This is a genomic window from Pseudomonas sp. AC016 (genome assembly GCF_979253365.1).
On sequence record NZ_CEEDCC010000001.1, the window covers coordinates 4125307 to 4145245 of the forward strand.

Annotated in this window: 18 protein-coding genes and 2 pseudogenes; 8 read left to right on the forward strand and 12 right to left on the reverse strand. The window is 60.1% G+C overall.

Annotated features, from left to right (window positions below; translation table 11 throughout):
* Genes AC0IXS_RS18545 through atzF form a run of 5 tightly spaced genes read right to left on the reverse strand, consistent with a single transcriptional unit; the run spans window position 1 to window position 6011 of the window.
* Window positions 1–1020, reverse strand: a complete 1020-nt coding sequence (locus tag AC0IXS_RS18545) for a formamidase (RefSeq protein WP_122668768.1) — start codon at window positions 1018–1020, stop codon at window positions 1–3.
* A gap of 24 nt (window positions 1021–1044) precedes the next feature.
* Complete coding sequence (locus AC0IXS_RS18550; RefSeq protein WP_004883229.1) at window positions 1045–1965, reverse strand: ABC transporter permease; 921 nt, start codon at window positions 1963–1965, stop codon at window positions 1045–1047.
* Window positions 1958–3067: an ABC transporter permease gene (locus tag AC0IXS_RS18555; protein ID WP_122668769.1), complete on the reverse strand. Its 1110-nt coding sequence runs from the start codon at window positions 3065–3067 to the stop codon at window positions 1958–1960. Before AC0IXS_RS18555 ends, AC0IXS_RS18550 begins: the two co-directional genes overlap by 8 nt.
* Window positions 3068–3077: 10 nt before the next feature.
* The gene (locus AC0IXS_RS18560) at window positions 3078–4187 is read right to left on the reverse strand and encodes a BMP family ABC transporter substrate-binding protein (protein ID WP_191954517.1); all 1110 of its coding nucleotides are present in this window, start codon (window positions 4185–4187) and stop codon (window positions 3078–3080) included.
* 15 nt (window positions 4188–4202) lie between these two features.
* Window positions 4203–6011 (reverse strand): allophanate hydrolase, encoded by a 1809-nt coding sequence (gene atzF / locus AC0IXS_RS18565; RefSeq protein ID WP_471825391.1) that lies wholly within the window; start codon window positions 6009–6011, stop codon window positions 4203–4205.
* Between the two features lie 248 nt (window positions 6012–6259).
* Here atzF and AC0IXS_RS18570 point away from each other — a divergent pair, with 248 nt between their 5' ends.
* Window positions 6260–7060: a DUF6694 family lipoprotein gene (locus AC0IXS_RS18570; protein ID WP_471825393.1), complete on the forward strand. Its 801-nt coding sequence runs from the start codon at window positions 6260–6262 to the stop codon at window positions 7058–7060.
* A gap of 96 nt (window positions 7061–7156) precedes the next feature.
* Here the strand turns inward: AC0IXS_RS18570 and AC0IXS_RS18575 are convergent, their stop codons facing one another.
* Together AC0IXS_RS18575 and gmd are read right to left on the reverse strand one after the other, a co-directional pair.
* Window positions 7157–8053, reverse strand: coding sequence for a GDP-mannose 4,6-dehydratase (locus AC0IXS_RS18575; protein ID WP_029242035.1), 897 nt, complete (start codon window positions 8051–8053; stop codon window positions 7157–7159).
* Window positions 8053–9084 (reverse strand): GDP-mannose 4,6-dehydratase, encoded by a 1032-nt coding sequence (gmd, locus tag AC0IXS_RS18580; protein ID WP_004883246.1) that lies wholly within the window; start codon window positions 9082–9084, stop codon window positions 8053–8055. The genes AC0IXS_RS18575 and gmd overlap by 1 nt, the downstream gene beginning before the upstream one ends.
* 352 nt (window positions 9085–9436) lie before the next feature.
* On the opposite strand from gmd, the pseudogene AC0IXS_RS18585 reads away from it, so the two are divergent.
* The 3 genes and pseudogenes from AC0IXS_RS18585 to AC0IXS_RS18595 form a co-directional block, all read left to right on the forward strand.
* Window positions 9437–10072 (forward strand): annotated as a pseudogene (locus AC0IXS_RS18585) (PAS domain-containing protein); the annotation flags it as partial.
* Between the two features lie 153 nt (window positions 10073–10225).
* A pseudogene (locus AC0IXS_RS18590) lies at window positions 10226–10660 on the forward strand (methyl-accepting chemotaxis protein); the annotation flags it as partial.
* A gap of 199 nt (window positions 10661–10859) precedes the next feature.
* Window positions 10860–12107 carry a TerD family protein gene (locus AC0IXS_RS18595; protein WP_471825396.1) on the forward strand — a complete coding sequence of 416 codons (1248 nt, stop codon included), beginning with the start codon at window positions 10860–10862 and terminating at the stop codon, window positions 12105–12107.
* Between the two features lie 128 nt (window positions 12108–12235).
* On the opposite strand, the gene AC0IXS_RS18600 is transcribed toward AC0IXS_RS18595, so the two are convergent.
* Window positions 12236–12709 carry a Dps family protein gene (locus AC0IXS_RS18600; protein ID WP_004883263.1) on the reverse strand — a complete coding sequence of 158 codons (474 nt, stop codon included), beginning with the start codon at window positions 12707–12709 and terminating at the stop codon, window positions 12236–12238.
* 219 nt (window positions 12710–12928) lie between these two features.
* Between AC0IXS_RS18600 and mltA the strand changes: the two genes are divergently transcribed.
* Window positions 12929–14092 carry a murein transglycosylase A gene (mltA, locus tag AC0IXS_RS18605; protein WP_122550765.1) on the forward strand — a complete coding sequence of 388 codons (1164 nt, stop codon included), beginning with the start codon at window positions 12929–12931 and terminating at the stop codon, window positions 14090–14092.
* Between the two features lie 501 nt (window positions 14093–14593).
* Here the strand turns inward: mltA and AC0IXS_RS18610 are convergent.
* Window positions 14594–15067 (reverse strand): RES family NAD+ phosphorylase, encoded by a 474-nt coding sequence (locus AC0IXS_RS18610; RefSeq protein ID WP_057410681.1) that lies wholly within the window; start codon window positions 15065–15067, stop codon window positions 14594–14596.
* Complete coding sequence (parS, locus tag AC0IXS_RS18615; RefSeq protein WP_004883269.1) at window positions 15064–15513, reverse strand: type II RES/Xre toxin-antitoxin system antitoxin; 450 nt, start codon at window positions 15511–15513, stop codon at window positions 15064–15066. The genes AC0IXS_RS18610 and parS overlap by 4 nt, the downstream gene beginning before the upstream one ends.
* A 318-nt stretch (window positions 15514–15831) precedes the next feature.
* On the opposite strand from parS, the gene AC0IXS_RS18620 reads away from it, so the two are divergent.
* From AC0IXS_RS18620 to aroA, 3 genes are all read left to right on the forward strand, one after another.
* Entirely contained in the window at window positions 15832–16839 is a 1008-nt protein-coding gene (locus AC0IXS_RS18620) for a response regulator (protein ID WP_122668775.1), read from the forward strand.
* 4 nt (window positions 16840–16843) lie between these two features.
* The gene (locus tag AC0IXS_RS18625; protein ID WP_025994242.1) at window positions 16844–17323 is read left to right on the forward strand and encodes a PAS domain-containing protein; all 480 of its coding nucleotides are present in this window, start codon (window positions 16844–16846) and stop codon (window positions 17321–17323) included.
* 95 nt (window positions 17324–17418) lie between these two features.
* A complete protein-coding gene (gene aroA / locus AC0IXS_RS18630) occupies window positions 17419–18675 on the forward strand; it encodes a 3-phosphoshikimate 1-carboxyvinyltransferase (RefSeq protein ID WP_471825401.1) in 1257 nt (418 codons plus the stop codon).
* A 22-nt stretch (window positions 18676–18697) separates the two neighbouring features.
* On the opposite strand, the gene AC0IXS_RS18635 is transcribed toward aroA, so the two are convergent.
* Window positions 18698–19354, reverse strand: coding sequence for a ChrR family anti-sigma-E factor (locus AC0IXS_RS18635; RefSeq protein ID WP_043303291.1), 657 nt, complete (start codon window positions 19352–19354; stop codon window positions 18698–18700).
* Window positions 19354–19866 (reverse strand): sigma-70 family RNA polymerase sigma factor, encoded by a 513-nt coding sequence (locus AC0IXS_RS18640; protein ID WP_025994245.1) that lies wholly within the window; start codon window positions 19864–19866, stop codon window positions 19354–19356. The genes AC0IXS_RS18635 and AC0IXS_RS18640 overlap by 1 nt, the downstream gene beginning before the upstream one ends.
* Between the last annotated feature and the right edge of the window lie 73 nt (window positions 19867–19939).

A 19939-nucleotide genomic window follows, 5' to 3' on the forward strand; every position in this document is an offset into this window, starting at 1 on the left:
TTATGACTCCTTCCACGTCGTAGGAGTGGGTTTGAACGTACGCTCGGGCGTATCGAAGCCGCAGGCGCGACCATCGGTGTGCACCACGTCGGCTTCCCACGGCAGGCGATACTGCCCGGCGGCCAGATCATGCATGTAGGTGTAGGGACAGTCCTGCGCGCCGCCGTTGACGGCGACATAACCGCGGTGGCCGAACTGGTAGATATTGTTTTCCACGCCCCAGTTGATCCGCGCTTCGCGGACCAGATCCGGGCGCAGTTCGCAGCAGACGATTTCATCGGCGCGTCCGCCGCCCTCGGCCATGATCGTGCCGTCGAAATCGACAAACATCGCTTCGCCCATCGAATCGAAGGTGCCGTCGGAGCCGCACATGCAGACGCTGGCGGTCTGCATCAGGTTGGTGAAGGCGTTGCTCTGGTTGGTGATCTTCCACGAATGGCGAATCGGCGCGGTGTAACCCGCCGTGCGCAGCATGATGTCCGCGCCTTTGTAGGCGCACTCGCGGGCCATTTCGGGAAACATGCCGTCGTGGCAGATGATCAGCGCCAGCTTGCTGCCGCGTGGACCGTCGCACACCGGTATGCCGAGATCGCCCGGCTCCCAGGGCTCGACCGGCACCCACGGGTGCAACTTGCGGTAATACAGCTGGATCTCGCCCATGTCGTCGACGATCAGACCGCTGTTGAACGGGTTGCCGTGCGGGTTGGCTTCCATGATCGAGAAGCAGCCCCAGATGCGGTGATCCCGGCAGGCCTGACGCAGCGCCGCGACTTCGGGTCCGTCCAGGCTGCACATGATGTCCGGTGCCGTGCTCATGGACAGACCGTGCAGCGAGTACTCGGGAAACACGATCAGGTCCATGCCGGGGTTGCTGCGCCTTGCCTTGGCGACCATCGACACCACTTTTTCGGTTTGCGCCCACAGTGCCTCGCGGGTGTGCGGGTCGGGGAGCGCCAGTTGCGCCAGACCGATCACCACGCCGTTGGGCGATTTGTTCAAGCCACCAAGACCACTGGCCATGTCATGCCTCCTCTGGAAATGTATTCATCGGGTCATGCTCAATTCGCCGGGCGCGCCGTTCAGCGTTCGGCCACGGCGGCAGGTCGCGTACATCACGCCAAGGGTCAGCGCGTAGGGCGCGGCCGCAAACAGGTAGTAGCCGCTGCTGATGCCCACGGCTTGCAGCGCCGGACCAATCGCACCGGCTGCGCCGAACAACAGCGATGCCCACAGGCACGCGAGCGGCCGCCAGCGGGCGAAAATCACCAGCGCCACGGCCATCAGGCCCTGACCGCTGGACAAGCCTTCGTTCCAGCTGCCGGGGTAGTACAGGGACAGGTACGCACCGCCAATGCCTGCCAGCGCGCCGCCAATGGCCGTGGCGACGATGCGCACCTTGATCGGCTGATAGCCCAGCGCCTGAGCGGTCTCGGCGTGATCACCCACCAGTCGCAGCATCAGGCCCCAGCGCGTGCTGCGCAGGCCCCAATGCAACGCAAAGGCCAGGGCCACGCCGATGAAAAACAGCACGTTGATGTTCAAGGCCGAGCGCAAACGTTCTTCATCGCTCCACGCACCCAGCGCCAGTGACGGCAGCATGGGGGCCTGCGGCTGAATGAACGCCTTGCCAAGAAAGAACGCCAGACCGGTGCCGAGCAGAATCAACGCAATACCGAACGCAATATCGTTGACGCGTGGCAACGAACAGGCGATGCCGTGCAACAGGCCCAGCAGCAGGCCGACGCCTGCGGCTGCGCCCACGCCCAGCCAGGCCGAGCCCGTCAGGCATGCAGCGGCATAGCCCGACATCGCGCCAGCCACCAGAATGCCTTCCAGCCCCAGATTGATGCGACCGCTCTTTTCCGTCAGGCATTCGCCCAGGCTGACAAACAGGAATGGCGTGCCGACGCGGATCGAACCGGCCAGCAGCGCCAGCAAAAAGGTGCTCAGGTCGATATCAGCCACGTTGCAGTGCTCCTTTTTCGACGACGGGCTGCGGTTGCGCGAGCCTGATCTTCCAGGCCGCCAGCCGCCCGCTCAGGGCTTCCCAGAGCAACAGATTGGTGAACAGCAGTCCTTCGAGGATCAGCGTGGTGGCATCCGGCAGTCCGAGACGCCGCTGCAACAGGCCACCGCTGGCTTCCAGGCCACCCAACAGAATTGCGCAAAAGATGATCGCCAACGGATGATGGCGGGCGGCGAACGCGACCAGAATGCCGCTGGTGCCATACCCCGCGATCATCGCAACGTTGGCGCTGCCTTGTACCGCCGTGACTTCGAACATGCCTGCCAGACCGGCTGCCGCACCGCCAAGCAGGCAGCTCAGCAGAATCAGTCGATCCACCGGCAGGCCGATCATCAACGCCGTGCGTACGTTGCCGCCGACGACCGCGAGAGCAAAACCCTTGACGCTGTGGCGCACCAATACGTACGCGAGCAGACAGGCAATGACCCCGGCTACAAGCCCCCAGTGCACTTCGAAACTGTCGCTGATGGTGCCGACCATATAGGCCTCATCCAGCGGCGGCGTGGACGGCTTGTTCAGGCTCGCCGGATCGCGCAACGGCCCTTCGACCATTTGCCTGAACAGCGCGAGCGCGATGTACGACAGCAAAAGGCTGCTGATGGTCTCGTTGACCCCCCGGTGTTGGCGCATCCAGCCGCTCAGGCCAATCCACAGTGCACCGGTCAGCATCGCGACGAGGCCCATGCAGCCGAGCATCAGCCAGGGCGCCACTGGCGGCAGCCAGAGCGGCGTGACCGCTGCTGTCAGACCGCCGAGCACCAATGCACCTTCGCCGCCAATGATGATCAGCCCGGCCCGCGCAGGCAGTGCCACGCAGAGCGCCGTCAGCATCAGCGGCGCGGCGCGCTGCAGGGTGTTTTCCAGCGCAAACCAGGAGCCGAATGCGCCTTCGCCGACCAGATGCAGGGCCTGCCACGCAGGCTTGCCCTGAACCGTGAGGAACAGCAGAAACAGCACGCACGACGACAGCACCGCCAACAGCGTCGGCAGGCCCGGCAACAGTGCTACGGCAATACGCCGCAGGGTTCGCGAGACCAACATCGGGCGCTCCTCAGATCTGGCCAACAACGCCTTCCACCAGATAATTCATGCTTTCCAGCACGATATCGTTCTGCGCCTGAGCCACGCCCTCGGCGATCACGACCTTGCCTTTGTTGTCCTTGAGCGGGCCTTTGTAAATCACAAAGCCGCCCGCCATCATCTGCGCCTTGATCGCGTCGGCGTTCTGCCTGGCTTCGGCACTGACGGCGGGTCCGTAGGGCGACGTCTTGACGAAACCATCCCGCAAACCGCCGCGCAGGAAATTGATCATCGGCGCGCCGTGCTGGATCGCGGCGACATGAGCCTTGTAGGGCGTTTCCCAGTTCCATTCGGCACCGGTCAGATAGCCTTTGGGCGCAAGTGCCGCCTGGCTGGCGTGATAACCGCAGGTCATCGCGCCACGTTTCTCAGCCGTCTCGACAATCACCTTGGGGCCGTCGACGTGGCAGGTCAGCACATCGCAACCCTGATCGATCAGGCTGTTGGCGGCTTCTGCTTCCTTGATCGGCAATGACCAGTCACCGGTGAAAATCACGGTGGTGACAATGCTCGGGTCCACCGAGCGCGCGCCCATGGCAAACGCATTCAGGTTACGCAGCACCTGCGGCACCGGTTTGGCAGCGACGAAGCCGAGCTTTTTCGACTTGCTCATGTGCCCGGCAACCACGCCGTTCAGGTATTGGGCTTCGTCGATGTAGCCGAAGAAGCTGCCCGCGTTCGTTGGATCGCTGCCGGCTTTCCACAGGCCGCCGCAATGAGCAAAACGCACGTCCGGGTATTTCTTCGCCACCTTGACCACGTGCGGATCGAAGTAACCGAAAGAGGTCGCAAAGATCAGTGTCGCGCCGTCCTGACGAATCATGGCTTCCATGGTTTTCTGCACGGCCACGGTTTCCGGGACGTTCTCTTCCTCGATCACTTTGACGTTGGGCAGCGTCTTGATAATGGCGGCCGCCTGCGCGTGGGCCTGGTTGTAACCAAAGTCATCGCGGGCGCCCACGTAGATGAAACCCACCACCAGCGGGGCATCGGCGGCATAGACCCGACTGAACGGCAGCGCCGCGCTGAGACCGATAATGCCCGCCAGTTTCATGAAACTGCGACGATCGACATTCGACATTGTTGCTACCCCTGATCAATGAGTCTTGGAAGACGTGGTGTTCGCGGCGCAATAGGCGCGCCAGCCTTTGAATTCAGTGATGTCCTGTGCGCCCGCAAGCCCGCCGGGTTCGCAGATGAAACCCTTGACCCATTGGCCGTCGGCGAGCTGCAACGAGCCGATGCCCAGAGGTGCGGGAATGGCAGCGACGAAGGCACCGAACTGGCTGAGTGGCATTTCCCAGACCTCGACTTCGATGTGCGCGCCCTGTTCGGGCACACGAACCAGTCCGGGTTTGGCCGGCGTGGTGTTGGCCAGCGCATAGAGTCGGTAGTCGGTACTGGTCGTGGTCAGGCTGCGCAGGCGAGCGCCGCCTTCAAGCAGTTGCCAATTAAGTGGCTGACCATGTAAATGAGCACCGACCACGGCGACCTGAACGGTCGCGACATTGAAGGGCAGGGGAGCCAGCGCCACGCTGTCGCGCTGATCGCTCGCACCGAAATACGCCTGCCAGCCTGCTGCGATTTCAGCCAGACGCTGGTCAGCGCCCGCCGGACCGATCAGCGTGATACCGGCAGGCAGACCGTCATCACGACGATGCGCCGGAATGGCCAACGCACTCATGTTCATCAGGTTGACGAAGTTGGTGTAGTAACCCAGTTGCGAGTTGAGTTCGACCGGATCGGCCAGCACGGCCTCGATGGTCGGCATGCAGGGCGCGGTCGGCACCACCAGCACATCGACCTCGGCCAGCAACGCTTCTGCGGCGCGAGTCAGCCCGGCCAGGCGATAGCGCGCCTTGAAAGCGTCCACTGCGTCGAACTGATCGGCGCTCTGCAAAATTCCGCGCACCACCGGGTGAATGTCTGCCGCATGCGTCTCGAAAAACTCACCGACCGCAGCGCGCCGTTCGGCGACCCATGGGCCTTGATAGAGCAGGGCGGCGGCCTCGGCAAAGACATCGAACGCAACGTAGGTCAGTGTGACCTGTGGATCGCTTTCGAGTGACTTCAGCGCCTTGTCGAACGCAGCGGCTGTCTGGGTATCGCCGAAGAATTCACAGCGCTGCGGGGCGGCGACCCGCCGCGCCCGACGCAATACCGGTAACGCCTGCACCGCGACACTGGCCGAATCCAGTGCATCGAAATCAGCCATCACCTGCGCGACCTGCCAGGCCTGCGCCACGTCGTTGGCGAAGATCGACGGACAGTCCAGCGTGCGACAGGCCGGAACGACACCGCGACTGCTGAACAGCCCTAGGCTCGGCTTGAGCCCGACGATCCCGTTGAAACCCGCAGGCACCCGGCCCGACCCGGCCGTGTCGGTGCCCAAGGCAAAACACACATGACCCCGCGCCACGGCCACGGCAGAGCCCGAACTCGAACCGCCGCTGACGTAGGCCGGATCACAGGCATTGCGCACTGCGCCGTACGGCGAGCGAACCCCCACCAAGCCTGTGGCGAACTGATCCAGATTGGTCTTGCCGATCAACACCGCGCCGCTGTCCAGCAACCGCTGCACCACATGCGCGGTGGTCTGAGCCTGATAGGCAAACTCGGGGCAGGCCGCCGTGGTGGGCAGACCCGCGACATCGAAATTGTCCTTCACCGCGAAAGGAATGCCGAACAGCGGCAGCCTTTCGTACAGCGCATCGCCCAGTTCTTCCGCCAGAGCGCCGAGCGTCTTTGCTCTTTCGAGCAAACGGGAAAGCGGCTCGCGGTGAATCCAGACTTCCGGGCGGTCGTCTGCGTCGATCTGCGCGTGGAGGTCCTGGAGGAAGGTCGCCAGTGAGGTCTGGCCGGTGCTGATTGACGTCTGAATGGCAGCGATATCGAGAGCAGTCATGGGCGTGTTCATTCATGTATACAAGATTGAATGTGCCAGAGCAGGATTCGTGCCGGGGTATCAGGAACGTTGTTTTAGAGGCGTTGAGATCAGCATATCGCTGTTGGGGTTGCACGTATGCGCGCCATTGTCGAGCGCGATGGCAAGGGGTGCACGAAAACAGAACATGTCAGTGAAGCCTGAGGAGTCGACTCCCGCGCATGCCATCATTTTGATATTCTGATTGCTTATAACAGGAGGCAACACTTATGCGCAGGGCAGCTGTACTACTTTTATCTGCAATCATTTTGACCGGCTGTGGAAAGCCAAAGCTGGATGGAAGCTCGAACGAAGCGCTGCAAAAGTCGATTGTAAAAGTAGTGGCAGGCATGTCGGAGGAAGAGAAAAATCAGTTCAAGGAGAATTTCTCGGTCGTTGCGATGACCAATCTGGACTTGAGAGCGATATTCGCCGGGCAGACCACGACCGAGTTATCCAAGCTGAACCTGTTGTCCAGTCTCGACGGAAAGACGGCTGATGAAGTAGGTGTCGAGGCGGACAGGATTTTGCTTGAGCGTGCGCAGAAACAGCACGACGAAGCGGTCGCCGAGATAAACGCGTTGATGGAAAAACAGAAGAACGCCCAGATCGCCAAGAATTACCTGTCGAAGTTCAGCGTTACCAAGTCGGCCTTCTACATGAAGAAAGACAAATACTATGTGAAGCCCTACATCGACCTGTCCGTTACCAACGGCACCGACAAGGCGATCTCACGAGTGTATTTCATCGGCACTATTGCCTCCCCCGACCGCCCGGTGCCTTGGTTTACCGAGCGCTTCAATTACGAGATCAGTGGCGGCCTGCAGCCAGGCGAAGGCGCCGACTGGACATTGGAAATGAATATGTTCAGCGACTGGGCCAAGATCCGGGCACCGGCTGGCGCCTACTTTACCGTCGAGGCTTACAGAATCGATGGCGCTGACAAACAGCCGATCTACAACGCATCCGGCTTGACTGAGAAGGAGCGCAATCGACTGCAGGAGATGCGGTCCAGGTTTGCAGCGAAATGATGTGGTTGGTAAAGCCCGCGTCTGCGGGTTTTACAGGGCCTGATTGACAGAGTCAGCGCTGCACATCTCGAACGGGCCTGTTCAGGTCGCTGATCATCAGTGGGCAGACAACATCCACTCCAGTGTTTCGCGCAGGTGCGGTGTACTCCATCCCGGTACTGATCGTTTGAGTTGGACGTTGCACCCACACAAGGTTTTCACTTCATTGTCGCGAACGAAATCAGGGTTCACGCGAACCTCGATTTCATGCCCGGTGATTTCCTGGCACATCTCGATCACCTCACGCAGCGAGTGGGTCACACCCGAGCACACGTTGAGGGTCTTCCCCAAAGGCCGGGCTTCCAGCAAACCCCGATAGGCGCTGGTGACGGCGCGTACGTCGCTGAAATCTCGCCACACGTCCAGGTTGCCCAGTTCGATTGTGCTTTCTCTTCTTGTGAAGTGGGACACGATCTTGGGCAGCAGGAAGTTTTCGGCCTGCCCGACCCCGGTGTAATTGAACGGGCGCGTGATCACCAGCGGCAGCCGGGCGTGCCAGAGGCTTGCCATGTACTCCATGGCAAGCTTGCTCACGGCATAGTCGTTGGCAGGGGCGGGAATCGTTGTTTCATCCAGCATGCCGGAGGAAGCATTGCCGTAAACGTTGGCACTGCTGGCGAGCAGGACGCAGTCGGGCGTTTTTCCGCTGGCTTCGATGGCCTCAAGCAGGTTGCGTGTGCCGATCAGGTTCACCTGATAGAACGCTTCCGGTGATCCGTGACCCACGAAGGCCAGCGCAGCGAGGTGCACAACGATATCCGGCTGGATCCCGGCAAGCAGCGCAGTCAGCCCGTTCACATCCAGCAGGTCGACCTGATGGTAGTTATCGCTGTCCGACGGCTGGCTGCCCATGCCCACAACCTCGCAACCCTGGGCTGCGAGTTCGGTGGCCATGAAGCTTCCCGTGAAGCCGTGGATGCCCGTTATCAATGCGCGTTTACCGGCGATGCTCATCAGAAGGAAAAACCTTTTTCGTTTCGACGAAGATCCGCTTCAACCATCATGCGGCACAGTTCCTCAAGGTTGGTCTTCGGTTCCCAACCCAGTACTTCACGGGCTTTGGCAGGATTGCCGATCAACAGTTCCACTTCGGTAGGCCGGTAGAACTTCGGGTTGACCGACACCAGCACCTTACCGGTGGCCGCATCAATCCCGCGTTCGGACTCGGCTTCGCCTTCCCACTGGACCGTAACGCCTGTGGCCTTGAACGCCATGCTCACGAAACTGCGGACGGTTTCGGTGCGGTTGGTGGCCAGCACAAAGCTGTCCGGCGTTTCAGCCTGCAGCATCCGCCACATGCCTTCTACGTACTCCTTGGCAAATCCCCAGTCGCGCTTGGCGTCCATGTTGCCCAGCTCGAAGGAGTCCATCAGACCCATGTTTATCTTGGCGACCGAATCAGTGATTTTGCGTGTCACGAACTCACGGCCGCGCAGGGGCGACTCGTGGTTGAACAGAATGCCGCTGGCGCCAAAGATGCCGTAGGACTCGCGGTAGTTGATCGTCATCCAGTGTGCGTAGAGTTTGGCAACACCGTAGGGGCTGCGAGGATAGAAGGGTGTGCTTTCAACCTGAGGAATGGACTGGACCTTGCCGAACATCTCGGACGTCGAGGCCTGATAAAAGCGGATTTTCGGATTGACGATCCGGATCGCTTCCAACAGGTTGACCGCGCCAATGCCGGTGATCTGTGCCGTGGTCAGAGGCTGTTCGAATGACACGCCAACAAAACTCTGCGCTGCGAGGTTGTAGATCTCGGTGGCTTCGGTGTTTTGCAGCAAACGGATACTGGCGGACAGGTCGGTCAGGTCGTACTCGACCAGATGGAGATTCGCATCGTGCTGAATCCCGAGTTCCTCTATGCGCCAGAAGTTGACAGAACTGGTCCGGCGATAGGTGCCGTAAACGGTATAGCCTTTCTCAAGGAGCAATTGCGCCAGATAGGCGCCGTCCTGACCCGTGATGCCGGTAATGATTGCTTTCATATGAGGTGTTTGACTCCAGCAAGGAACGTGTATCCCGACGCTTTCGAGGTTGCCTGCGCTTCAAGCGAGGGGGAGTTTCAGGGTGAAAGGCTTGGATACGACGCGCCTAGCCCGGTGGCCATCACGGCCATGCCGGTAGAGGTTAGCCCGAGTCGTGAAAATTTGCCGGGTTCTGAAGCTGCTTCGCATTTCGTACAGAGCGGGCTAATCCCGTCTACGCTTGTGCCGATAACGTCGTACAACCCACACGAACGGTGCAGTCATGTTCAATACCCGCTTGAAAAAGGAATTACAGGCACAGCAGGCCGAGTTGTCCATGTACCGGCAGATGCAAAAGGGTATTGATGCCTGCATGGTGGCTTTGACGCTGGATGCCAACTACCGCATCGCACACGCCAACGACAACTTCCTCAAAATGCTGGGATATGACGGCGATCAATTGTTGGGTCGTGAACTGGATCAGTTGATCCCCGCGTACGTAAAGCAGCTCCCTTGCTATCGCAATTTGCGGGCTGCCGTACAAAAGGGCGAGTCGGTCATCGACAACTACCGGTTTCTGCGTGCCGATGGCAGCCTGGCGTGGATTCGCGCCATGTGGCAGCCGGTTCTGGATGACAGCGGCAAGCTTATGAACCTGCAGTGTTACGGCTCGGACATCACCCAGACCGTTGAAACCGCAGCCGAGAACTCGGCGTTTATTCAGGCATTGCTGCGCTCCACGGCGGTGATCGAGTTCGACCTGAGCGGCCACGTTTTGACCGCCAACGATCAGTTCCTGCGCGGCATGGGCTACAACCTGGCGCAGATCAAGGGCAAGCATCACAGCCTGTTCTGCGATCCGCACGAAGTGAGTCAGGCGTCGTACAAGGATTTCTGGGCGACGTTGAATCGCGGCGAGTTCGTGGCCAGCCGGTTCAAGCGTGTCGACAGCAGTGGCCGTGATGTCTGGCTGGAAGCAACCTACAACCCGGTTCACGATGCCCAGGGCAAGCTCTACAAGATCGTCAAGTTCGCGACCGTGGTGACCGATCAGGTCTCGCGTGAAGAAGACGTCAGCCAGGCAGCGAGCGTGGCCTTCGAGATTTCCCAGCAGACCGATGTCAGCGCCCAGCGCGGCGCAGAGGTGGTGCAGAACACCGTGCAGACCATGCGCAAGATCTCCCAGGAGATGGAATCGGCGTCGTCAGGCATCGAGGCACTGGGCAAGCAGTCGCTGCTGATCAGCTCTATCGTGCAAACCATCGGCGGCATCGCCCAGCAGACCAACCTGCTGGCCCTCAACGCTGCCATCGAAGCCGCCCGCGCCGGCGAGCAGGGCCGCGGCTTTGCGGTGGTGGCGGACGAAGTCAGGCAACTGGCCGGCCGTACCAGCGCCGCAACCGAAGAGATCGTCAGCGTTGTGCAACAGAACCAGGCGCTGGCCGACGAAGCCGTACGCGGCATGGCCAATAGTCGCAGCCAGGCAGAGCAGGGCCTGATGCTGGCCAACGAGGCGGGCTCGGTGATTATCGAGATTCAGGAAGGTGCGAAACAGGTGGTGGGCGCGGTGGGGCGGTTTGCCAATCAGTTGAAGTGACGGTTTCCGGCAAGGCCGACAAGGCGGCGAGAGTGAGCTTGAGTCTGAAGTCGGTCAGTGGGTCTGCCGGGAAACAGGAAAACACATTTTGCAAACAGGTCAATGGCACCTGGGAGCTGATTTGAGTGTATTCAGTGTGCCTCGACCAGAGCCGTGAAAACGGCTTTGAACAACCCATATCACGGACAGGCAAACTCGCGTGAACCAGAGCCTCAAACCCGGCGAAAACACCACCCTCAATACTTCCAAAGGACAGGTCGTGATCAGCCACACGGCTGATACTCATCTGGACGTCAACCTCACGGCGTTTCTGGTGACTGACAGTGGCAAGGTCATCGACGACAGCGGCATGGTCTTTTTCAATGCGCCTGAGCACGGGTCGGGAGCGGCGACGTTTGCGATGCCGGTGACTCAGGGCAGCATGGTGAGTCATAGCATCAGTTTCGACCTGTCGCGGTTGCCGGCCTCGATCAGCAGGATTGCAATTACCCTGACTCAGGATGGCCCTGGCGGCGGCTTCGCCCAAGTGCGTGATCTGGTGGGGCGTGTCACCGTCGGTGAGCAGACGCTTGAACTGGCGCCGGTGTCGTTTAATCAGGAGACCGGCATCATTGTGCTTGAGCTGTACGTGCGCAATGGTCAGTCCAAAGCCCGTTCCGTGTGGCAGGGCTTTGCCAGTGGGCTGGCAGGCCTTTGCGGTCTGTATGGCATTGAAGTTGAAGAGCAGGCACCTGCTGCACCGAATCCGCCTGCTGCGCCGGTGAGTATCGCCAAATCGCTGGTGACGCTCGACAAGCCCGGCTGCACGCACAAGGTGACGCTGGAGAAAGGCCCCGGCGCGCCCAGAGTCATCAAGGTCAGCGCGACCTGGGTTGATAATGGTGACGATGAGGACAATGACGATCTTGATTTGCGCATCGGCATTCTGCGCCCTGACGGACGCATGTCCATCATTCAGGCGCCCGACAAGCGTGGCCATTTCGACCTTGATCCGTTTGTGTTCCACACCGGCGATGTCGTGAGTGCCAGCGCGTCGGAACCTGCGATGGAGACTGTCGAGATCAATCCGCAGATCTCGCTGAGCATGGGCGGCAAGGTGGCGCTGGTGTGCAGCGTCTACTCGGCCGTCGATAACGGTGACGTTTCGGTGGCGTCGCTCAAACCCAAAATGCGCATGGAGTACGGCAATCAGGTGGTGGAATGCGCTTTCGATTTCAAACCGGGGTCGTTCGATGAAGACGAAGGGATTTATACCTATGTCATCGGTTTGATCGAGATCGATCAGGACTGCATTGCGCTTAGTCCGTCCGGCGAGACCTCCGATTGCGGCAGTGAGGCAACGCCCTGGCTTTCATGGAACAACGGCAGACTGGAACTCACCATGGACGGTCCTGAGGTGTTCAAGGGCGAGCCGTTGGTCGCCAATGGCGGCAAGAAATACGTCTAACCTCATCATCAAGCGCAGTGTTTAAAAACCTGCGCTTGATGAGCTAGCGATCCTCGCGTGTGTGCCAAAGGCGCAGCAGAAAAATTGTGGAATTCACTCTCTCGTAGTGTCGGATAGCGCTTTTCCGATCAATTTCCTTCCAGCAACGTACGCAACATCCACGCAGCCTTTTCATGCACCTGCATCCGCTGGGTCAGCAGGTCGGCGGTGGGTTCGTCGCTGACTTTTTCCAATAGCGGAAACAGACCGCGTGCGGTGCGGACCACGGCTTCCTGACCTTCCACCAACTGCCTGATCATCTCGGCAGCATCAGGCACGCCCGGTTCTTCCTTGATTGAAGACAGGCGAGCGTAGGTCGAATAGGTGCCTGGAGCCGGGAAGCCCAGTGCGCGGATACGTTCGGCGATGGAATCCACTGCGGTTGCCAGCTCGGTGTACTGCTCTTCGAACAGCAGGTGCAGGGTGCGGAACATCGGGCCGGTGACGTTCCAGTGGAAGTTATGGGTTTTCAGGTACAGCACATAAGTGTCGGAAAGCAGATGTGACAGGCCGTCGACGATCTGTTGGCGGTCCTGCTCGTTGATGCCGATTTCAATACGCATATCAGTCCTCAAAGGTCGGATGTATTCAAAAGTTGGGTTCATTCTAGAAAGTGCGGATCGTCAGCGGAAATCACTGTTGGCAATGGCAATCATCTACACAACCTATGAGATGAAGGATTCGTATAACTGTCCATCAGGCTCTAGGTCACAGCGCCCGCCTGGGCCACAATGGCGTTTTTTCACCTCAAGCCTGATGCGGCTGTACAAGGATTCGCGCTGATGACGTTCTCTTTCAAACCCTGGCACCGGCGCCTGGCGCTGGTCCTGCCGCTGGCGGTGATGCTGGCTGCGTGTGACAAGTCCGACAAGCCGACCACTGCGCCGAAACCGCCTCACACCACGTATGCTCAGGCCGGTTGGGAAGCGCTGCCCGCAGTGTCCGATGCTGATCTGCAGGCCGGTTTCACTTCATGGCGTAGCGCATGCACCCGCTTGAAAGCCGACGCCGTCTGGGGACCGACCTGTGCGGCCGCAGCCGGCCTTACGCCTGCGCCGAGTGTCGAGCAGATCCAGACATTTCTGCACGACCAGTTGCAGGTCTACAGCCTGCGGGCTGACAACGGCAGCGCCGACGGTTTGATTACGGGTTATTACGAGCCGGTCTATCCCGGCAGCCTGACTCAGACTGAAGCGGCGAAGGTGCCGGTGTACGGCGTCCCGGATGATCTGATCGTGGTCAATCTGGACAGTATCTATCCCGAACTCAAGGGCAAGCGCCTGCGCGGTCGTCTGGAAGGCCGGGTGCTCAAGCCTTATGACGATGCCGCCACCATTGGCGCCAAGGGCCTGAATGCGCCGGTTGTGGCCTGGCTGACTGATCCGATGGACCTGCAGTTCCTGCAGATCCAGGGCTCGGGCCGTGTGCGTCTGGACGATGGCTCGCAAGTGCGTCTGGCTTACGCCGATCAGAACGGCCGGCCGTATCGGGCCATTGGACGCTGGCTGGTCGAGCAGGGCCAGTTGAAGAAGGAGGAGGTCACCATGGGTGCCATCTCCGGTTGGGCCAAGGCCAATCCTCAGCGCGTTCCCGAGCTGCTGGCGAGCAATCCCAGCTATGTGTTCTTCGGCCGTAACCCTGACAGTAACGAAGGCCCGCGCGGTTCGCTCAACGTGCCGCTGACGGCTGGCTACAGTGTGGCGATCGACCGCAAGGTGATTCCACTGGGCAGCCTGTTGTGGCTGTCGACCACTCGACCTGACGGCAGCAGCATCGTGCGTCCGGTGGCGGCGCAGGACACGGGCGGTGCCATCGCGGGTGAAGTGCGCGCTGACCTGTTTTGGGGAACGGGTGAAGAAGCCGGCAAGCTGGCCGGTGACATGAAGCAGAAGGGTAATATCTGGCTGCTGTGGCCGAAGAACATGCCGCTGCCGGTGACTGAGTGAGGTTTGCTGGATAAGAGAGGCACGTGTCTCCGACATCACGCTGTCGCGCAGCTGATATCGGACTGTGGGAGGCGGCTTGCCAGCGATGCAGTCGACGCGGTATGTCAGGAAAATCGCGTCATCGTTTATCGCCGGCAAGCCGCCTCTTATCAAACAACCTGTAAGCCACTGAAGGAATGCGATTTTTTGTAGGAGCGCGCTTGCCCGCGATTGCGTCATGTCAGTCACTGATTTTCTGTGTGTAAGAACTTATCGTCGGATTGCCGCCCAGACCAAGCGCGCTCCTACGGTCCGGTGTTTGCCGCGCGACAGCGCTACGTCGAAGACGTGGTGGCGCCTCTCACAAAAACGTGTTCCTTCAGCAGATTACGTATTGTTTGATAAAAGTCGACGCAGGCGTTGTGTCAGATGCATTCGGGGGCTGCTGCGCAGCCCATCGCTGCCGTCGTAACCTCCGAGAGCTCCTACGCCCTCCGGGCAGAAGCAGGTCTCCGCGCTTGTTCAGGGTGTGAGTCGACCCAAACGCGCATCCACTGCAAAATCCAGGTCCCGCGCGGTCGCCACGACGGTTGCGAACGCCGGATGCCGCACGTTGAGCAGGTAGTTGGATTCTCGCGGAATGATCACGCTGGGCACTGCCAGCGCCAGGCTGTCATTGGACGCCAGCCAGGCATCGCCGAACGACGCGGTAGCGGGTGGCGCCGGTTCCTCGCGCCAGTCGGGCGGCAGGGTGTCGAGGCGCGCATTGAGGATGTGTTCTTCAGCGATCTGCAGTTCAAGCATTGCGTAATGCTGTGCAACTGCGGCATTGCCCAAGTGAACCAGCACTTCCAGCAACGCCAGTGACTCGCTGCCCGCGCAATACACGCAGGCATTGCCCTTGCTGTTCCAGCGCCCTCCATAGAGTTTTGCGCCTTCGCCATCGAATGCCTGGGCCAGCCATTTGCGCTTGACCAGACGATAGACAGGAATCAAGCCACGACCCCGTGTTCCAGGCGACCGATCAGGTCGAGCACGGCCTGTGCTTCGGCAGACGTTGCGAGCATTTCCAGAGGGCGACGATTGCCCAGTCCATGGACCGGGTTGGCCAGCCAGAGGCGAGTGGCTTCGGTATCGTCCTCGAACAGATCCAGCGTCGCCTTGTACACCGCCGCCAAACGAAACAGACGGTCACTTTCTTCTGAATTGAACTGACGCACCTTCAACCGACGTTGCAACGTCGCGGGCGCAATGCCCAGATGCTCGGCCAGGGTCGAGCGGTTGAGGTCGGTGTATTGCGCCAGACGTTCGAAGATTTCATAGGGCAGTCCATTGCGCAGCGCCGTGTACAGGCTGTCGCCGCGCGGCGGAATGCCCAGCTTTTGCCAGAAATCCTGCTTCTGGATCATTGCCGGATGATAGTCGCGTATGGCGAGAGACATGATTCACCTCTACTATCGAATGATTATTTGTAAATCTATCATTTGATCATAGGACCATTCCGGCCGAAGTGAAAGGCATCCAAAAAAATTACTGGCGGCAGATCATTGCTGACAACGATCGGTTTCAATACGTGACGGCTTATGAAACTCTTCTAGTATGACAACGTGTCACGTCGAGATGTGGCGGGAGTGATGCCTATATGATATCTATCATGACATAAGTCTTGCAGCCAGTTGATCTGTAGTCGTTTTAGCCCTGTTGCCGTACCGATGCTATCTGCCTCTGGCAGCCTGATTTTTTGCAGTGAGAACTACACGATGTCCACTCTTGCGCTATTGATATGCGACGACTCCAACATGGCGCGAAAGCAGTTGATGCGGGCCTTGCCTGCCGACTGGGATGTGTCGGTAACGATGGCGACCCAAGGTCAGGAAGGCCTGGAGGCGATCCGCAGTGGGCTGGGCAAGGTCGTGCTGCTGGACCTGACCATGCCGGTCATGGACGGTTACCAGACACTGGCGGCGATTCGTGAAGAGCACCTGGACGCCAAGGTTATCGTGGTCTCCGGAGACGTGCAGGATGAGGCCGTACGCCGTGTCATGGAACTGGGCGCGCTGGCCTTCCTGAAAAAGCCGGCCGATCCGGACGAACTCAAAAGCACGCTCGAACGCCTCGGTCTGCTGGGCAAGCCTTCTGCGCTGCCTGCTACTGTTGCCGCGCAGCACACGGCAGGGCAAGGCATCATCAGTTTTCAGGATGCGTTCCGCGAAACGGTCAACGTCGCCATGGGCCGGGCCGCCGCATTGCTGGCCAAGGTGCTGGGTGTATTCGTGCAGTTGCCGGTGCCGAACGTGAACATGCTCGAAGTGGGCGAGTTGCACATGGCGCTCGCCGATGCACACAGTGATCAGCGTCTGACTGCGGTCTGTCAGGGCTACATCGGTGGCGGCATCGCCGGTGAGGCGCTGTTGATCTTCCACGACTCGGAAATCTCCGGCGTGTCGAAGCTGATGGGCGGCAACTCCCCCGACTCTTCCGACATGGAAATGCTGCTGGACTTGTCCACGATCCTGATTGGTGCCTGCCTGAGCGGGATTGCCGAGCAGATCGATATCGCGTTCTCGCAAGGCCATCCGCAATTGCTGGGTGCCCAAGGCGGCATCGACGAGTTGATCCGGATCAACAGCCAGCGCTGGAAAAAGACTCTGGCGGTGGAGATCAGCTACAGCGTCGAAGGCCATAACATTCATTTTGATCTGCTGATGCTGTTCACCGAAGACTCGGTCGATCTGCTGACCAAAAAACTTGCCTACCTGATGAGCTGACCCCATGAGCAACGCTATCGAAATCAACGAGCTGCATTGGTTGCTGGCCGTCACGCAAAACATCGACGTGGGCATCGTGGTGCTCGACCTGAACTATCAGGTGTCGGTCTGGAACACCTTCATGGAGAACCGTTCGGGCGTGGTGCCTTACGTGGCCATCGGCAAGACCTTCTTCGAACTGTTCCCCGACGTTAACCAGCCGTGGTTCAGCAAGAAAATCGACAACGTCGTTACCCTGGGCACGCCAGCTTTCACGATCTGGGAGCAGCGGCCTTATCTGGTGAGGTTCAAGAACTACCAGCCCATCACCGGGCAGGAAGAATTCATGTACCAGAACACCACGCTGTTTCCGCTGCGCTCGACCACTGGCGAAATCAGCCATGTGTGTCTGGTGATCTATGACGTCACCGACGTAGCCACCAACCGTCATCAACTGCAGGCGGTCAACGCTCAGTTGCAGAAGTTGTCAGGCGACCAGGGCTGAGGCTGTGTTCTTGCCAAAAGGCCTGCGTTCACCCATGAACGCGGCACCTTGCTCGTGCTAGGATCGCCATTTTTCCGCTGACGCTCAGGGACATCATGCGATCTCAAGCCACTCTCACTGTTTTGCCTGTCGAGCGCCCGCTGGTCGGGCGTGTCAGCCCGCCCGGTTCCAAGTCCATCACCAACCGTGCCCTGCTGCTGGCAGGTCTGGCCAAAGGCACCAGCCGCCTGACTGGCGCGCTGAAAAGTGACGACACCCGCGTGATGTCCGAAGCCCTGCGTCTGATGGGCGTGCAGGTCGATGAACCGGATGACAGCACCTTCGTGGTCACCAGTTCAGGTCACTGGCAGGCGCCGCAGCAGGCGCTGTTCCTGGGCAACGCCGGAACCGCGACGCGCTTTCTGACCGCAGCGCTGGCCAATTTCGAAGGCGACTTTGTGGTTGATGGCGACGAGTACATGCGCAAGCGCCCGATCGGCCCGCTGGTCGACGCCTTGCAGCGCATGGGCGTTGAAGTCAGCGCACCGACCGGCTGCCCGCCGGTCGCCATCAAAGGCAAGGGCGGTCTGGCCGCCGGGCGCATCGAGATCGACGGCAATCTGTCCAGCCAATACGTCTCGGCGCTGCTGATGGCCGGTGCCTGCGGCAAAGGTCCTCTGGAAGTCGCCCTGACCGGCAGCGAAATCGGTGCACGCGGTTACGTCGACCTGACCCTCGCGGCGATGCAGGCGTTCGGTGCCGAGGTTCAGGCCATCGGCGACGCCGCCTGGAAAGTTTCGGCCACCGGCTACCGCGCCACGGATTTCCACATCGAGCCGGACGCGTCCGCTGCGACCTACCTGTGGGCCGCTCAGGCGTTGACCCAAGGCAATATCGATCTCGGTGTCGCCACCGATGCGTTCACTCAGCCTGACGCGCTGGCCAGCCACATCATCGCCCGTTTCCCGAACATGCCGTCGGTGATCGACGGCTCGCAGATGCAGGACGCCATCCCGACCCTGGCCGTGCTGGCCGCATTCAACAATCAGCCCGTGCGTTTCGTCGGCATTGCCAACCTGCGTGTGAAAGAGTGCGACCGCATTTCGGCGCTGTCCTACGGCCTGTGCGCGATTGCGCCGGGGCTGGCGGTCGAGGAGGTAGATGATCTGGTAGTAAACGCCAATCCGGCACTTTCGGGCACGACGGTCGACGCCTTGATCGACACTCATGCCGACCATCGCATTGCGATGTGCTTTGCGTTGGCGGGCCTGAAGATCGCCGGTATCCGCATTCTGGATCCGGACTGTGTCGGCAAGACGTACCCAGGCTACTGGGATGCGCTGGCCTCGCTGGGTGTCGGCATTCAGCGCTGACTGCTGCGTTGCAGCCGCTCGGTCAGATACCGATGAACGGCTGCATGATGCGCGCAAACAGGCCGTGAAAGCGCAGCGGTGAATCGGTGGCCAGCAGGCAGATGCACTCTCCGTAGGCGACAGGCTGGTGATGGACATCACTGTCCAGATCGGCAATGTCACCGGCCTTGAAATCGCCCATTTCGTCGTGGAATGACCCCCTGAGGACCATGGTCATTTCACTGCCGCTGTGACTGTGCATCGGCATGCTGACGCCGGGCGCGCTTTTGAGCAGCATGAGAGTGCCCTGCGCGATACCTTCGGCCCGCACGCGCTGTACGCCGGGCGCGAGCGTTTTCCACTTCAACTGACTCAGGTACTGGCCGAAATGGGCCTGCAGGCACGCGGGCATCAAGTCGGAGTCTTCGTTGGAGGCCTGTAATGGGTTGATCACCGGGCTCTGGCGCGAAGCCGGCTCATTCAGCCTTTCAAGCATCGCGGCGCGTCCACGCAACGGCACTACGGTGCTGCTGTGCTGCTGCATCAGCACGCCGCCGATCTGTTCGGCCTCCCTCAACCTTGCCCGGCAGACCGGACAACGCTCCAGATGCGCGGCCGTGACCAGCGCGATGCTTTGTGCCAGCGCGCCAGCAGCGTAGCTGATCAGTGTCGAATCATCCGGGTGTCTTAACCTGTTCATCAGGACTCCTCGATCCGGGAGCGCAGCTTCTGGAAGGCCAATCGCAGGCAGGACTTGACGGTGCCCAGCGGCATGCCGAGACGTTCGGAGATTTCGCGATGGCTGAGCGCCTCGAAATAAGACATGCGTAGCACCTTGGCTTGATCAGTCGGCAGGTTCTGGATGGCCGAAGCCAGTTGTTGCTCCTGACGCTGGCTGTAATCGAGCGTTCGGTCCTGTGGTGCTTCCAGGCGTTCAAGTTGTTCCAGCGAATTCTGTACCTGCACCCAGCCTCGGTCTTTGCGCACGCTGTCGATGTACAGGTTGCGCGCGATCCGGAACAGCCAGGTGCCCAGGCTCGCCTTGCTCGGGTCGAACGTATCGGCCTTGTGCCACAACCTGAGCAGCACCTCCTGCACCAGCTCCTCGGCCTGACCTTCAGGCACATTCAGTCCCGTGAGATAGCGCAACAGCCGCGGCGCGAAGTGATCGTAAATGCGCATGAAGCTATCGCGGTCCTGCTGGCGGGCCACGGCATTGACTTCATTGATCCAAAGTCGGGTTATCGGCGAATCGCTGGATGGGGTGGACAAGTGACAGAAGGTC

Coding starts and splice junctions, on each gene's coding strand:
- AC0IXS_RS18570 (WP_471825393.1), top strand. CDS start 6,260: ATGCGCAGGGCAGCTGTACTACTTTTATCTGCAATCATTTTGACCGGC.
- AC0IXS_RS18560 (WP_191954517.1), bottom strand. CDS start 4,187: ATGTCGAATGTCGATCGTCGCAGTTTCATGAAACTGGCGGGCATTATC.
- atzF (WP_471825391.1), bottom strand. CDS start 6,011: ATGACTGCTCTCGATATCGCTGCCATTCAGACGTCAATCAGCACCGGC.
- AC0IXS_RS18620 (WP_122668775.1), top strand. CDS start 15,832: ATGTCCACTCTTGCGCTATTGATATGCGACGACTCCAACATGGCGCGA.
- gmd (WP_004883246.1), bottom strand. CDS start 9,084: ATGAAAGCAATCATTACCGGCATCACGGGTCAGGACGGCGCCTATCTG.
- AC0IXS_RS18555 (WP_122668769.1), bottom strand. CDS start 3,067: ATGTTGGTCTCGCGAACCCTGCGGCGTATTGCCGTAGCACTGTTGCCG.
- AC0IXS_RS18545 (WP_122668768.1), bottom strand. CDS start 1,020: ATGGCCAGTGGTCTTGGTGGCTTGAACAAATCGCCCAACGGCGTGGTG.
- parS (WP_004883269.1), bottom strand. CDS start 15,513: ATGTCTCTCGCCATACGCGACTATCATCCGGCAATGATCCAGAAGCAG.
- aroA (WP_471825401.1), top strand. CDS start 17,419: ATGCGATCTCAAGCCACTCTCACTGTTTTGCCTGTCGAGCGCCCGCTG.
- AC0IXS_RS18600 (WP_004883263.1), bottom strand. CDS start 12,709: ATGCGTATTGAAATCGGCATCAACGAGCAGGACCGCCAACAGATCGTC.
- AC0IXS_RS18625 (WP_025994242.1), top strand. CDS start 16,844: ATGAGCAACGCTATCGAAATCAACGAGCTGCATTGGTTGCTGGCCGTC.
- AC0IXS_RS18575 (WP_029242035.1), bottom strand. CDS start 8,053: ATGAGCATCGCCGGTAAACGCGCATTGATAACGGGCATCCACGGCTTC.
- AC0IXS_RS18635 (WP_043303291.1), bottom strand. CDS start 19,354: ATGAACAGGTTAAGACACCCGGATGATTCGACACTGATCAGCTACGCT.
- mltA (WP_122550765.1), top strand. CDS start 12,929: ATGACGTTCTCTTTCAAACCCTGGCACCGGCGCCTGGCGCTGGTCCTG.